The 14,723-nt window shown below is 41.0% G+C and carries 16 protein-coding genes, 1 pseudogene and 1 riboswitch; of the genes and pseudogenes, 15 read left to right on the top strand and 2 right to left on the bottom strand.

Features of this window, described 5'->3' with window-relative positions:
• Window positions 1-78: 78 nt before the first annotated feature.
• The 3 genes from FHQ08_RS06555 (at window position 79) to FHQ08_RS06545 (ending at window position 2,756) form a co-directional block, all read left to right on the top strand.
• Window positions 79-1,551 carry a glycoside hydrolase family 1 protein gene (locus tag FHQ08_RS06555; protein ID WP_230913599.1) on the top strand — a complete coding sequence of 491 codons (1,473 nt, stop codon included), beginning with the start codon at window positions 79-81 and terminating at the stop codon, window positions 1,549-1,551.
• A gap of 303 nt (window positions 1,552-1,854) precedes the next feature.
• On the top strand, window positions 1,855-2,115 hold the full coding sequence (locus FHQ08_RS06550) for an autorepressor SdpR family transcription factor (RefSeq protein WP_230913598.1): 261 nt from the start codon (window positions 1,855-1,857) through the stop codon (window positions 2,113-2,115).
• Between the two features lie 5 nt (window positions 2,116-2,120).
• Window positions 2,121-2,756: a DUF1648 domain-containing protein gene (locus FHQ08_RS06545; protein WP_230913597.1), complete on the top strand. Its 636-nt coding sequence runs from the start codon at window positions 2,121-2,123 to the stop codon at window positions 2,754-2,756.
• A gap of 9 nt (window positions 2,757-2,765) precedes the next feature.
• Here the strand turns inward: FHQ08_RS06545 and FHQ08_RS06540 are convergent, their stop codons facing one another.
• Window positions 2,766-3,047: a BRCT domain-containing protein gene (locus FHQ08_RS06540; RefSeq protein WP_230913596.1), complete on the bottom strand. Its 282-nt coding sequence runs from the start codon at window positions 3,045-3,047 to the stop codon at window positions 2,766-2,768.
• 106 nt (window positions 3,048-3,153) lie between these two features.
• On the opposite strand from FHQ08_RS06540, the gene FHQ08_RS06535 reads away from it, so the two are divergent.
• The 12 genes and pseudogenes from FHQ08_RS06535 to FHQ08_RS12990 all read left to right on the top strand — a co-directional run bounded on the left by FHQ08_RS06535 (window position 3,154) and on the right by FHQ08_RS12990 (window position 14,368).
• On the top strand, window positions 3,154-3,438 hold the full coding sequence (locus FHQ08_RS06535) for an ArsR/SmtB family transcription factor (RefSeq protein ID WP_230913595.1): 285 nt from the start codon (window positions 3,154-3,156) through the stop codon (window positions 3,436-3,438).
• 62 nt (window positions 3,439-3,500) lie between these two features.
• Window positions 3,501-4,973: an MFS transporter gene (locus FHQ08_RS06530; RefSeq protein WP_230913594.1), complete on the top strand. Its 1,473-nt coding sequence runs from the start codon at window positions 3,501-3,503 to the stop codon at window positions 4,971-4,973.
• A gap of 31 nt (window positions 4,974-5,004) precedes the next feature.
• On the top strand, window positions 5,005-5,412 hold the full coding sequence (locus tag FHQ08_RS06525) for a nucleotidyltransferase domain-containing protein (RefSeq protein ID WP_230913593.1): 408 nt from the start codon (window positions 5,005-5,007) through the stop codon (window positions 5,410-5,412).
• A 135-nt stretch (window positions 5,413-5,547) separates the two neighbouring features.
• A pseudogene (locus tag FHQ08_RS06520) lies at window positions 5,548-5,874 on the top strand (YjdF family protein); the annotation flags it as partial.
• Between the two features lie 571 nt (window positions 5,875-6,445).
• The gene (locus FHQ08_RS06515; RefSeq protein WP_230913592.1) at window positions 6,446-6,817 is read left to right on the top strand and encodes a hypothetical protein; all 372 of its coding nucleotides are present in this window, start codon (window positions 6,446-6,448) and stop codon (window positions 6,815-6,817) included.
• A gap of 104 nt (window positions 6,818-6,921) precedes the next feature.
• The gene (locus tag FHQ08_RS06510; protein WP_230913591.1) at window positions 6,922-9,450 is read left to right on the top strand and encodes a M1 family metallopeptidase; all 2,529 of its coding nucleotides are present in this window, start codon (window positions 6,922-6,924) and stop codon (window positions 9,448-9,450) included.
• Between the two features lie 159 nt (window positions 9,451-9,609).
• On the top strand, window positions 9,610-10,500 hold the full coding sequence (locus FHQ08_RS06505) for a sialate O-acetylesterase (RefSeq protein ID WP_230913590.1): 891 nt from the start codon (window positions 9,610-9,612) through the stop codon (window positions 10,498-10,500).
• Window positions 10,501-10,637: 137 nt separating this feature from the next.
• Window positions 10,638-10,770: riboswitch (FMN riboswitch) on the top strand.
• A gap of 124 nt (window positions 10,771-10,894) precedes the next feature.
• Window positions 10,895-11,995 (top strand): bifunctional diaminohydroxyphosphoribosylaminopyrimidine deaminase/5-amino-6-(5-phosphoribosylamino)uracil reductase RibD, encoded by a 1,101-nt coding sequence (ribD, locus tag FHQ08_RS06500; RefSeq protein ID WP_230913589.1) that lies wholly within the window; start codon window positions 10,895-10,897, stop codon window positions 11,993-11,995.
• Entirely contained in the window at window positions 11,940-12,530 is a 591-nt protein-coding gene (locus tag FHQ08_RS06495; RefSeq protein ID WP_230913588.1) for a riboflavin synthase, read from the top strand. The genes ribD and FHQ08_RS06495 overlap by 56 nt, the downstream gene beginning before the upstream one ends.
• 5 nt (window positions 12,531-12,535) lie before the next feature.
• Entirely contained in the window at window positions 12,536-13,756 is a 1,221-nt protein-coding gene (gene ribA / locus FHQ08_RS06490; protein WP_269073889.1) for a GTP cyclohydrolase II, read from the top strand.
• Window positions 13,756-14,220, top strand: coding sequence for a 6,7-dimethyl-8-ribityllumazine synthase (gene ribH, locus FHQ08_RS06485; RefSeq protein ID WP_230913587.1), 465 nt, complete (start codon window positions 13,756-13,758; stop codon window positions 14,218-14,220). The genes ribA and ribH overlap by 1 nt, the downstream gene beginning before the upstream one ends.
• A 25-nt stretch (window positions 14,221-14,245) precedes the next feature.
• Window positions 14,246-14,368, top strand: a complete 123-nt coding sequence (locus FHQ08_RS12990) for a hypothetical protein (protein WP_269073888.1) — start codon at window positions 14,246-14,248, stop codon at window positions 14,366-14,368.
• 82 nt (window positions 14,369-14,450) lie between these two features.
• Here the strand turns inward: FHQ08_RS12990 and FHQ08_RS06480 are convergent, their stop codons facing one another.
• Window positions 14,451-14,678, bottom strand: coding sequence for an antitoxin of toxin-antitoxin stability system (locus tag FHQ08_RS06480; protein ID WP_230913586.1), 228 nt, complete (start codon window positions 14,676-14,678; stop codon window positions 14,451-14,453).
• Window positions 14,679-14,723: the final 45 nt, after the last annotated feature.

The following is a 14,723-nucleotide window of genomic DNA, read 5'->3' as shown; positions in this document are numbered from 1 at the left end:
GGATAAGCATGATTCTGTTGGCGTATGATAAATATGTTAGATTTACCAGCATATTATTCATGAAAGGGCGGCTGATTAATGACACGAGTTGAGTTACAAACAGGCTTTCCATCTGATTTTTTGTGGGGCGGCGCCACGGCAGCCAATCAATTAGAAGGCGGTTGGGATGAAGATGGTCGTGGGCCATCGATCGATGATGCTTTTCCAGGTGGGAAAGAACGGTTAAATATTTTATCTTCGGAAGATTTTGATTGGACGATTGATCCTCAGAAATATCGCTACCCCAATCACATTGGTATTGACCACTATCATCGTTATAAGGAAGATATTGCCCTTTTTGCGGAAATGGGCTTTAAATGTTATCGTTTTTCCATCTCCTGGAGTCGAATTTTTCCTAAAGGCACCGAAACGGAACCCAACCAAAAAGGGTTAGCTTTCTATGATAGCTTGATCAATGAGTGTGTCAAACACCATATTGAGCCTGTGATCACGTTAGCCCATTATGAAACGCCACTTTATTTAGCAAAACATTACGGTGGTTGGCAAAATAAACAACTGGTCACGGTCTTTGATCGGTTTGTGAAAACAGTGATTCATCATTTTGGAGATCGTTGTCATTATTTTTTGACATTTAATGAGATCAACTCCGCAGCCACTTTTCCAGTCTTGGGTCAAGCAATGGTTCCTAGTACTGGGGCTAAGCAAAAGAAAAATGTTTTTCAAGCTTGGCATAATCAGTTTGTGGCTAGTGCGATGGCTGTCCAAACGGCACACACGTTTGACGCCGATATTAAAGTTGGCAATATGCTTTTATTGGCTACGAGCTATGCTTATAATGCCGATCCTAAGAATCAACTAGCTACTTTGCGGCATAATCAAGACTTTAATTATTTCTGTACTGACGTTCAAGTTCGCGGCGCATATCCGGCTTATACCAAACGTTTGCTAGCGCAATATAACTTGACGTTGGCTGATTTAGATCGAACTGAAGCAGAGTTAGCTTTGATTCAGCAGTATCCAGTAGATTTTATTTCACTGAGTTATTATATGTCTACGGCTATCAATGTCACGGAAGATACAGGCGCAACAGCCAATGGTAATTTAATTGGCGGCGTTAAGAATCCCTATCTAAAGAGCAGTGATTGGGGTTGGCAGATCGATCCCACCGGGTTAACAATCGGTTTGGAGGAACTTTACGATCGTTATCAGAAACCGATTTTTATTGTTGAAAATGGTCTTGGTGCCAGAGATGATTTTAAAGATGGTAAAGTTTACGATGACTACCGTATTGATTTCTTGAAGTCTCATATTGAAGCCATGCAAGTTGCGATTGCCGATGGTGTCGAGCTGATGGGTTATACCCCATGGGGCTGTATTGATCTGGTAAGTGCCTCTACAGGTGAAATGGCTAAAAGATATGGTTTTATTTATGTCGATCTTGACGATGCAGGGGAAGGAACTTTTGATCGTTTTAAGAAAAAATCTTTTTATTGGTATCAGCAAGTGATTGCTAGCAATGGTGCCAATTTGAGTAATGATCTTAGTTATTGATCAATCAATTAAAAAATCTGTTGTTCTTAATAGTCGGTAAATGGCTTTGAGAACAACAGATTTTTTTGTCTAAGAGAGTGGGACAAACGGCGTTAAGTGAGGGCCATTGCCTTTTGGAACACGTTTAGCCAATAAACATTCGTTGACTGAAGTAAAAATGTACTTCATCAACAGATCTAATATTAGTGTGCTTGCTTTAGACTATTTAGATAAAAATCTAAATAGTTATTTTATTTTAAACTTTTTGGGTTTATACTCTATTTAGAAAAGTATCTAAATACTATTGAAGCAGGTGATCGGCGTATGGGCATGAATGAATCTATGAAAGCTTTATCTGATCCGGTCCGACGGCATATCCTCGAGAAGCTCAAGGCAGGGACACGAACAGCAGGCGAAATTGCGGCAGATTTTGATTTGAGTAATGCAACGGTTTCCTATCATCTAAAACTTTTAAAACAAGCTGGTTTTATTAGTGAGCATAAAGAAAAAAACTTTATTTATTATGAATTAAATACGACTGTTTTTGAAGATATTTTACGCTGGTTACACAGGTTAGGAGGGTAATAATCATGAAACACCTAAGCAGATTCTATTGGATCAGCAGTATTTTAACAATCTTACCAATTGTATTTGGTATTATCTTTTATCAGCAATTGCCGAACAAAATGGCTATCCATTTTGGCGTCGATAATACACCGAATGGCTTTGTCACCAAACCGTTCGCTGTTTTTGGAATATTAGGGTTAATGTTACTGTTGCAACTATTGATGATAGGCATTTATCATTTTAAAGGGGCTCAGCAATTTGGCAATCCTCGTATGCAAGTGGTTTATTTTTCAATTATCCCGATTATCAGTATTGTCGGCTATCTTGTGACAATTTTTTATAATTTGGGAACTGGGGTTGATGTACGTCGTATTATTATTTTCTTAGTTGCGTTGATTTTTATCGCCATTGGTAATTATTTGCCCACCGTTGAGTTTGAGAGCCAACAGGCAACACATTTATTTTTTACCTTCAAGTCAAAAGCTAGTTGGCTAAGGGCCCGGCGTCAACTAGGCTATACGATGTTCTTTGGTGGCTGGGCGCTATTGATCAGTTTGTTCTTCGCGGCAATCGTTTCACAGCTGCTGACGGCTTTAATTATCGCTGGTATTTTAGTTATTTCCGTAAAAGGTGTTTGGACAAGTCATTCTATCGGCTAACAAAATAAATTAAATATTATTCAAATAACCTTGGACTTTCTGCTGACACCATAGCAAAAAGTCCTTTTCATTGATCACTTGCAAAGCATTGTTTTCGGCGTAAGTCATGTTTTCAGTAGTCAGTGCTTCGTCCATGGGTTTTTCAATAATGCCGGAAATAACGACTTGGGTTGTTTTGACGGGGCGATTGTGGGGGAAAGCCCCTAAAGCACGTGCCAAATCAATGGCTTGTTTATGGGTCATGGTTCTCAGTTTACCGGTAAAAGCAATTTGCATTCTGGTTAGATCCATCTCGATACCTCACATTTCGTTTGCTATTAAGTTAATCATAATACTAATTGTAAACAAGGGGAATATTGGATTTGCATCTCAGTGCAAAAAGGGGTACGGTAGTTTTATGAATATCGAACAAGAAGATTTGAAAAGGTCGGAAATATTTAAGGTATTGTCTGATCCTAATCGATTGCGCATGATTCGGATTTTGTACCAAAGTGGTCGCGAAATGACTTGCGGAGAGGTGGGTGAGAAGTTATCTGTTAGCAAGTCAACTGTCTCATATCACTTCAAATTATTGCGTGCGGTGGGCTTGACACATACTCGAAAAGCAGCACAGAGTAAGTATCTGTCACTGAATCAACAGACGTTTGCCAAATATTTGCCTGGCTTTCTGGATTCCTTATAGAATCCAGTTTATTTTTAAGCCTTAGTTCGATGATTATCGAATAACATGAAGGAAGCGGTAATTTGTCTAAAGCACCAAAGACCAAACGCACTTGGATCGTGGCGGCGATATTCATCGCCACTTTTATGACATCAGTTGAAACAACCATCGTCACCACAGCTTTGCCTACAATTATCAGTCAGTTAAATGGTCTCGCCCTACAAAGTTGGATTTTTGCTGTTTATTTATTGACGACGGCAATCAGTACGCCGATTTATGGTAAGTTGGCCGATAACATTGGCCGTAAGCCAATATTTATCAGTGGTTTAATTGTTTTTTCACTTGGTTCTTTTTTATGTGGTGTGGCGCCTAATATAATCATTTTGATTTTATGTCGGGCACTGCAAGGCATTGGTGCTGGCGCAATTATGCCGATCACCTTCACGATTATCGCGGATTTGTTTGATTATCAGCAACGGGCGAATATGATGGCCTTAAATAACACGGCTTGGGGCATTTCAGCTTTATTAGGCCCATTAGTTGGTGGGGTCATCGTGGCTAAACTAAACTGGCATTGGGTATTTTTTATCAATGTTCCTTTAGGTATTTTGGTTTTAATATTGGTCAGTGTGGGCTTGAAAGAACCCACGCGTACAAAACAACATCTAAAGCTGGACTATCCAGGTATTGGTCTATTATCGCTCACGTTGTTAAGTTTGTTGCTTTTATTTCAAAATTTAGGGAATGTTAAGTTACAACTAGGGTTGATTATCGGTTTAATGGTGATCACGCTGATAAGTGGTTTTCTATTTTATATTGTTGAGCAACGGGTGCAAGAGCCAATCATGCCCTTAAATTTATTCAAACAACCGTTGTTTACCATTCAAATTTTAACGGCATTATTGCTGAGCGGTGTTCAAATCGGATTTCAAACCTATTTTCCGATTTGGTTACAAGCCATTTATCATGTTTCCGCCGCGGTGGCTGGATTAGCCATTACGCCCAGTCCCGTGTTGTGGCTGGTTACGTCCTTTTTTGTAGGCCCGTTGATCAAACGCTGGTCACCGAAACGGATCACTCTACCAATTGTTTGTTTACAACTGGTCGTTTACATACCGCTGGTGTTTGTCGGTGCTAGTTTTAAAATCGTCGGTTTTTATTTGATTGCTGGTGTGACTGGCGCTGGGTTAGGCATTGTGATTACGATGAATACGCTAGTTGCCCAACGCGTGGTAGCAGCTGATCACCTGGGGACGGCATCTGCCATGTTGACATTGGGGCGCACTTTGGGGCAAACAATTATGACTGGGGTGTTCGGCTTGCTGTTCAATCTAGCAATCAATCATGCGTTGACAAGATATGCGAGCATTCACTTTACTATGGTCAATCAATTTATCAGTCAGCAACATCATTTGGCTTTAAGCCAGACTGAGTCACAAGCTTTACAACAGATCATCTTGGCTGGCATGCATTGGGTCTTTTTAGGTGCAGTTGTGTTATTTCTACTGATTATTTGGCTCAACCTAGTTGACAAAAATAAAAAAGTTGTTGAATAATCGTACAAAGTAATTGATAGGGATGATGTCAATGACACGAACAGCGCGGTTGTTGAAACTATTGCGTCTTGGTTATCGACAGGTTTTAGCTGATAACTTGGTAGGCATCTACTTGCACGGTTCCTACGTTTTGGGGGGATACCAGGAAGTCAGCAGCGATTTAGATTATTTGGTCGTTGTTCACCGACCTTTAACCACCAGTGAAAAATTGCGGCTGATGACTTGGACCTTGAAAAAACTCTGGCCATTGGCGCCACGCAAAGGACTCGAATTTCATATTTTATTAGCCAAACAAGTTGTTCACTTTGAAGCACCTGTTGCTTTTGAGTTTCATTTTTCTAAGATGCATTATCTGACGTATCAGCAGGCACCAATGGCGTATATTCAACGCATGCACGGCTTTGACCCTGATTTGACAGCACATTTATCGTGTCAGTAACCTTCCCTCCAGGTCGTCCAGTGCAATTTACAAAAAGGAGGGGTCATCATGAAATTAACAATTTTCTTTGATGGCAGCTTTTGGTGTGGTTTAGTTGAGGTACAGTGCGCTAAACAAGTATAGGTTTGGAAACATGTTTTTGGGCCAGAGCCTAAAGATGCAGAGGTATTAGCTTTTGTAAATCAGCGGTTACTAGCTGAATGGGATTCTGTACCTTGTGTTTCAGCAATTACTGGGCAAAAACAGCAGCATTATATCAATCCTAAAAGACAGCAACGTTTAGCTCGTAAGTCACGTGAGAAACCAGTACTTTCAACCAAAGCTCAAGCGGCGATGCAAGCAGAACGAGAGATCAAACGCGTCGATCGCCGACACACTACAAAAGCAAATCGCTTAGCTGAACAACAGGCACGGTTTCAGCAGAGGCAAGCAAAAAAGTTACAGAAACATAAGGGACATTAGTTGTTGGTAAACTAAGGCAATACAACAAAATCGTGGTTTTCAGAAATATTGTACATCTGAGAATCACGATTTTTTGTGCAACTCTTGATTGAATTCAACGTACTTAATATGATGTTGCTGGTTATCTAAAAATAGTGAGTATAATGCCTAGAATGACCAAGAATGGGTTTTATGGAAATATTGCGCTACGTACTGAGATATCGGGCTTAATACTCGATTTATAAACGATTTATGTAAAGCAAGCTTAAAGTACAAAAAGTTAAGAAAAATCTGATTTAGTCGCAAATATGTTTTAGTAACTTAGTAGTACAATTATGTCTACACACTGACAAAATATTCAATAAACATACTGAACATTGTAACAGCAGTAATTTAGCTAGTTTTAAAATGTATACGAAAACTAAATAGACAAAGAGCTTCATTCGCTTATTTAGTTATACATTATTGTGTAGTCAGTAATAAGTAAAAAAATAATTTCGCGATATTAAATTGAATTGTTATGTTAAGTATGAGCTCGCGCGAGCTTAAAAAAACTAATCGTAGTCGACGCGATGTTAGTGAGCGAAAGAACATGACAAAGCAAATAAATTTAGAACAGCTAAACAACGATATAAACGCACATCTGACAAATACAACTGTACGCATTACGCTGACATTATATGAATATACTAGAGATGTTGATGTAATAGTCGCAATGACGAATGAAACAGGATTACAATTACTAAAGAAATTGACTGACATCTATTATTTATCAGCACGATTACGTCGTTACAAGCAAGAAAATCAGCACTTCAAAATTAAAGACGAGCGGTTAATTACTATGTTACACAACATGAATAACGATACATTGCAGATCGACATTGACTTGACAGATACAGAAGCATTAAAAAACCTGGAAAAGATGATTACTAGCTTGACAATTATTCGAATTAAAAACGTGTAATTTGAATAATTTAAGACAATTAAGTTATCTAAAGATAGCTATTTTTGTCCCACACATCACTCTAGCGTATAATATACGTATCTTACAAAGCAAAGGGGAAAATCATGGCTGAATTAACACACTTTTATGAATATTTCCAACCGACACACTATAACATTTATTTAGATATCAATCGCGGTACCAAGCAATTTAGTGGACGAACAACGATTACTGGTAATGCTAAAGCTGAAAAAATTGCCCTGCATCAAAAGTATTTAGAGATCAATACGATCACTGTGGATGGCACCTCTGTTGAATTTACAATGGATAATGACCATGATGCCGTGCGGTTTAGTGTGCCAAAGACTGGCGAAGTCACAATTATCGTCGATTACAAAGCACCTCTGACGGATTCAATGATGGGCATTTATCCTTCCTATTATGAAGTCAATGGTGAAAAGAAACAGATCATTGGAACCCAATTTGAAACGAACTTTGCCCGCCAAGCTTTTCCAGGCATCGATGAGCCCGCAGCTAAAGCTAAATTTGATCTAGCCATCAAATTTGATGAACAGCCAGGCGAAACGGTCTTAGCCAATATGCCTGAGCAAAAAGTTGAAAATGGCGTACATTATTTTGATACCACCGTACGGATGTCAACTTATCTGGTGGCCTTTGCTTTTGGTGATCTACAAAGCAAAACAACCACGACTAAGAGTGGGGTCAAAGTGGGCGTGTTCGGGACAAAAGCACACCAAGCTAAAGAATTAGACTTTGCTTTGGATATTGCCAAACGCTCGATCGAATTTTATGAAGATTTCTATCAAACACCTTATCCACTGCCACATTCTTGGCAATTAGCTTTACCAGATTTTTCTGCTGGTGCGATGGAAAACTGGGGGTTAGTTACTTATCGGGAAGCTTACCTATTATTAGATCCTGATAATACCGCTTTAGAAATGAAGCAATTAGTCGCTACCGTGATTGCCCATGAATTGGCGCATCAATGGTTCGGTGATTTGGTAACCATGCAGTGGTGGGATGATTTGTGGTTGAATGAAAGTTTTGCCAATATGATGGAATACGTGGCAATCGATGCCATTCAACCAGATTGGCATATTTGGGAGTTGTTCCAAACCTCTGACGTTCCCTCAGCTTTACAACGGGATGCGACTGATGGCGTGCAATCGGTCCATGTGGCTGTGGAAGATCCAGCTGAGATCGATGCCTTGTTTGATGGGGCCATCGTCTATGCCAAAGGTGCACGGATGCTGGTCATGGTTCGGGCTTTATTAGGTGACGATGCGCTACGCAAGGGCTTGAAGCAATATTTTGCCACCCATCAATATGGCAATGCCAAAGGTGCGAATCTCTGGGCTGCCTTGGCTGATGCCTCTGGGATGAATGTGGGCGAAATCATGAATTCTTGGCTGGAACAACCTGGCTATCCTGTTGTTACCGCTGCCGTGGAAAATGGCAAGCTGACATTATCCCAGCAGCAATTCTTTATTGGCCAAGGTCAAGATGCTGGCCGCAAATGGCAGATTCCATTGAATAGCAACTATGCTGCCGCACCAAAAATCATGGCCGACAGGCAAGTTACTTTAGGGGACTATGCGCAATTGCGTGACGAAAATGGTCAACCGTTCCGCTTGAATCAAGGCAATAATTCTCATTTTATTGTGAAATATGACGCTACTTTATTACAAGATATTTTGGACCATTTAAGTGATTTGGATGCCATTGATCAACTAGCCTTGTTACAAGATCAGCGGTTATTAGCTGAAGGCGGTCAAATCTCTTACGCCGACGTGGTACCGCTGTTGGCACGCTTTGCGGATAGTCATTCCAATGTGGTCAATGCAGCTTTGTATCAAGTCGCTAATAATTTGAAGAAATTCGTGACGCCCGATTCTGCTGAAGAAAAGCATCTACAAGCCCTATTTGATAAACTTAGTGCAGCCCAAGTGGCGCGTTTAGGCTGGACGCCACAAGCCGGAGAATCAAACGATGACCAGCTCACCCGGCCATATGTCTTGAGCGCGGCTTTATATGCGAAAAATGCTGCTGCTGTTGCCAGTGCCCATGATTTATTTACTGCGAATAAAGCTGATTTAGCTGCTTTACCCGCAGATATTCGCATGTTTGTCCTACGGAATGAAGTTAAAAATTATGGTAGTGCCGAACGCTTTGAACAATTATTAACTGCTTATCGGCAAACCAGTGATGCCAGCTATAAAGCTGACATTCGCGCTGCTTTGACCAGCACCACTGATCCTGAATTAGTGCAGCGATTGATCAGTCACTTTGAAGATGCCGATACGATCAAACCACAGGATCTACGCGGCTGGTATCGTGGTGTTTTGGCTAACGATGCTGGGCAGCAAGCTGCTTGGGACTGGCTCCGTAATGATTGGCAATGGTTGGAAGATACCGTGGGCGGCGATATGGAATTCACCACTTATATCACGGTGACTGCGGGTATTTTCCACACACCAGAACGGTTGGCAGAATTCAAAGCTTTCTTTGAACCAAAATTGAATACGCCTGGCTTGACGCGTGAAATTAAGATGGATATCAAAGTCATTGAAAGTCGTGTGAACCTGATTGAAGCCGAAAAAGCTGCGGTCAATCAAGCAATTGCGCAAGCCTAGTGTCTGTATAAAATAAATAAAACCCGTAAAAATTGTGCTAGTTTTTACGAGTTTTTATCGACTTTGAAGGGTCGCTTTAGAGATTAAAGTCTCTAGAATTAAAGATGTAAGTGTTTTCTTGGATCGTAGTCAAAATCTAATGAAGTTAGGTGACTTAAAGTGAATGAACAAACGCTGACGAACCAATTAGCCAGTTTACAAGCAAATGTAGCGGCATTACAAGCTTATATCAAAGGGGCGGCACCGAAACAAATAGATGCAACAAAGAAATTTGGCATCATTTCAGCCGGACAGTCTAATATTGATGGTCGGGTGCCCATCGCAGAATTACCAAGTGATATCAAGCTGCCAATGACCAACTGTCACTATTGTTCGAATTATTCCGCTGGTCATGAACAAGGACAATTTTCGCCAGCTTTATCCCAAGCAGATCTTTCTTCAGATCGTTGGGGCTTTGATTTGGTGACGTACCATTATCTGACAACTTTAGCTAAGCAAGAGATTTATGTGATGAAATGGTCTGAAGGCGGTACTTCTATCGATGCTACCGGTGATAATGTCCATCGTTGGACAGTGGATTATGAAACTTTGCCAGATATTGATGCCTCACTGTTAAAGCATTTTGATGATTTGGTTCGGCAGTGCTTGAGTGCTGCGAAGCATCAAATTGAAGTGCGTGCCATGTTGTGGCATCAAGGTGAATCTGATCGCCGTTCTTATTCAGCAACGGCGGCTGATAATTATTATCGTAATCTCAAAGCCGTTTTTGCCTATTGCCGAGGGATTGTTGGCAATGTGACTTTACCAATTTTCTGTGGCACTGTAAGCCACACATCCGGTCAATACGATGCTACCGTGGATGCGGCTATCCGCCAGATTGCCAAAGAAGATCCTAACGTTCATTGCGTGGATATGTCGGGTGGTCATTTACTCGATGACTTCCATTTTAATCGGGATAGCAGCGTTTATTTTGGTCAAGAAATTTACAATGCTTTTGTGAACAATGGGTTAGTCCAAGGTGAGAAAATCGTCACTAAGAGACTTTGGTAATAATTTATGGTAAAAGGGAAAGACCAACAGAGCTAGGAAAATAGCTTTGTTGGTCTTTTTTTGAAGTAAACGTTTGTTGAGAATTGATACTTGCATCTTTGTGATCATTAGTATACATTTATACGTGACAACTGAATAGATTTCTTCGGGGCAGGGTGTAATTCCCGACCGACGGTGACAACGAAGTGTTGAAGTCCGTGACCCGCGAGTAGCGGTGGACCCAGTGTGAGTCTGGGACCGACAGTAAAGTCTGGATGGTAGAAGAAGATAAACGGAAGTAGTTTCGCACGATTTGTGTACTTTTATTTTGGTACACCCATGTCGAAATCTTATTTAGCTTTCAAAATTTTTGCCCCGCACATCTGTTGCGGGGCTTTTTTGTGAGGTGAAAATTATGAACGATAGAGCTTATATGCAATTGGCTTGGCAAGTGGCACGAAAAGGTGCTGGTCAAACTTGGAAGAATCCACTAGTAGGCGCCGTACTTGTGAAAGATGACCAGATTCTTGCAACTGGCTATCATCATCGCTTTGGTGAAAAACACGCGGAGGTGGATGCGCTCAATCAATTATCAACACTAACACAGGCGCACGGGGCTACCATGTATGTCACTTTAGAGCCTTGCAGTCACTATGGAAAAACACCACCATGTGCGCACAAACTCGTCGAAGTCGGCGTTCGTCGGGTGGTGATTGGCCAGCGGGATCCTAATCCGCTCGTAGCTGGTAAAGGTATGGAAATACTAAGTGCAGCTGGCATTGAAATAGATTGTCTCGGCGATACCGGTGGTTTGAATGATACTTATAATTTTTTTTACCGGCAGAAACGTCCTTTTGTTACTTTGAAATATGCTATGACCTTAGATGGAAAAACCAATGGGATGAAAGGGCAGCGCAGTTTATTAACAGGGAAGAAAGCTTATTATGATAGCCAACACTTGCGGCGACAGAACCAAGCTATTTTGGTGGGAGAGCAGACATTAAAAATCGATGACCCTGAGCTGACGATACGAGAGAATGTGGTTGATTTTCCACCTTTACGCGTGGTTGTAGTCAACGACGCTGATCAAATTGACCACCAAAGTCGCCTTTTTGCTACTGCTACTCCGATTTTGATTTTAAGCCGACATGAAACCAAGCAGCATTGGCCAGACTTTGTGACTGTGTTGGCTAGTCATCGATGGGAGCCGAATGAGATTATGAAGATTCTTTATTTACGTGGGGTTCAGTCACTGTTGATAGAAGGTGGCAGCCATGTTCAGGCTAAATTTCTGGCTGCAGGATTAGTTGATGCATTAGTGATTTATGTTGCACCTTTGATCTTTGGTAGTGGGTTGCCCGCAATTACTGGGCTAGATAATGTCATTACGCAAGGATTCAAATTAGTAAAACGGCAATTTCTTGATGGAGATACAAGATTTGATTTAAGGAGAATAGCAAATGTTTACAGGTATCATACAAACGATCGGGCGAGTGACCAGTTTAGAAAAAACTAAGGAAACTGCGAAAATCAGATTGAAAACAGCATATATTAAAACTTGGCACAGCAAGGTGGGTGATAGCATTGCGGTCAATGGCGTCTGTCTCACAATAACAGCGATACAAGAGGACTACTTCACTGTGGATGTTATGCCGGAGACAATGCGGCGCACCAACTTTAATCACCTACAGATAGGAGCTAAGGTAAATCTTGAACCTGCATTACAAGCTAGTGCTCGCTTAGATGGTCATTTTGTACTTGGACATGTGGATACAATTACAGTATTGGTCAAGCGGCAAGTTGATCAGAATGCAGTTGTATTAACATTTGCTCTACCAATGGACTATCAAAGACAAATTGTCGTGAAAGGGTCCATCGCTGTGGCTGGTGTCAGCTTAACCATCACTAATGTGACATCTACAACTTTCAGTGTCGGTCTGATTCCTCATACATTGATCAAAACAACTCTAGGTGATCTGCAAATAGGGAATCAAGTCAATATTGAGACAGATATCCTCGGGAAATATATTTTTACATGCAAAGGAGTTTGAGACAGATGCAGGTTAAAAACGATATTATTCAACGTGTTGAGAATGCTATAGATGTTTTAAAGCAAGGTAAGTTAGTGATTGTCGCAGATTCTGAACAACGGGAAGCAGAGGGGGACATGATTGGTTTAGCTGATTATGTGACGCCAGAAGCTGTAAATACTATGATTACTAAAGCTAGAGGCCTGCTGTGTGTGCCTATGAGTGCTGAAATTGCGGCTCGATTACAACTACAACCTATGGTCAGCCATGCCACAGATGCATTTGGAACAGCATTTTTTACAAGTGTGGATGCCAAAACTACTAGTACGGGTATATCAGCCTTTGATCGGGCAATGACAATCCAACAACTAGCAAATCCAGACACAGTGGCAACTGATTTTTATCACCCTGGGCACGTTTTTCCCATTGTTGCTAAAGATCGTGGTGTGCTAGAACGAGAGGGGCATACAGAAGCTGCCGTCGACTTGGCAAAAATAGCTGATGCCCATCCGATTGCTTTTATCACAGAGATACTTAAAAGGGACGGTACGATGGCCCGTCGCCGGGATTTGAAATCCTTTGCTGAGGGGATACAAACACCTTTTCTTACAATTGAGGATATCAAGCTATATCGCTACATGAAATCCGTGGACGTGCTAGACACGATTACAAAAGTCCAATTACCGACGAAATATGGCGACTTTCAGCTGGAGGCGTTTGATACAAAGGATGGTAGTGAGCCAACTTTGTTGATTTCCAAAGGTGAGCTTAATGAGACTGAACCATTATTGTTGCGTGTGCATTCTGAATGTCTTACGGGAGATATTTTTGGTTCCAAGCGCTGTGATTGTGGAGAACAACTGTCTAAGTCTCTTCAACAGATAGAAGCCGCTGGTCGTGGGGCGGTGATTTATTTGCGGCAAGAAGGACGCGGTATTGGTCTGGCTAATAAACTAAAGGCTTATAAATTGCAAGAAGCCGGTATGGATACTGTTGAAGCAAATGTCCATTTAGGATTTAAACCAGATGAGCGTGATTATGGTTTGGTAGCTGCAATTTTATATCAAAAACAGGTGAGCCAAATTGCATTAATGACAAATAACCCGGACAAGGTTCAACAACTTGAACAATTGGGTATCAAAATCGTTCGGCGGGTGCCAATTGAGGTCTCAGCTTTGCCTGAAAATATCTCTTACTTAGCGACAAAGAAACATAAAATGCATCATCTACTAAAGGAGGTTAACTAATGGGCAAGATCAAAGGATTAATCAATGGACAGGGTAAGCACATCGCTATTGTGGTGGCAAAATTTAATGAATTGGTAACACGCCGCCTATTGGATGGTGCGATGGATACGTTACAGCAGTGTGGTGTGGCGGAAACTGATATTACCGTTGTCTGGGTACCGGGTGCGTTTGAGATTCCTCGAATTACTAGATTGATAAGTCAAAAGCCTGAATTTGATGGTATTATCACGTTGGGCGCAATTGTACGTGGGGAGACTACTCACTTTGATTACGTTTGTAGTGAGACAGCAAGTGGTGTCGCTCAAGTTTCTTTAAATAGCCCTATTCCAGTATTATTTGGCGTTTTGACCACTAATAATATGGCACAAGCCTTGAATCGTGCAGGTGGTAAAGTTGGTAATAAAGGCAGTGAATGTGCAATAGGTGTATTGGAAATGATTGATGTGCAGAAAAAGATAGGATAGTTTAGGTAGCATGTTGAGTGGCCACTTGCTCAATAATCTATATTTTGATTGGAATATCAGCATTTATTTTGGTCAAGAAATCTACAATGTCTTTGTGGACAATGGGGTAGTCCAAGGTGAGAAAGCCGTCACTAAGCAACCTTGGTAATAGTTTATGGTAAAAGGAAAAGACCAACAGAGCTAGGAAAATAGCTTTGCTGGTCTTTTTTTTTAGGGATACAAGATTTGATTTATTCTAAAAGCTCCTTGCCAGTTAATTTACTCGTGAATGCTTCTTTTTGAGTAAGGTCATGGGCGTTGATGAACCGCTCATCGTGAAAAGGGTTCTTGTGTATCGGGGTGTAAATTATTGTCCCATCGGAGTTTTGATGTACATTATATTCAGCTGCAATTGGTTTGATGTAATCGGGAACGGGCAGAAACGTTGTGTTGTTGAGATTTTGGATTTTTACAGTCATTTTGGACACGTCCTATTCTTAGTAGTTAGATTCTACCAAACCGTG

The organism is Agrilactobacillus fermenti, assembly GCF_021030645.1.
GTDB classification, from domain to species: Bacteria; Bacillota; Bacilli; order Lactobacillales; family Lactobacillaceae; genus Agrilactobacillus; species Agrilactobacillus fermenti.
This window is presented reverse-complemented; position numbering and strand designations above follow the sequence as displayed.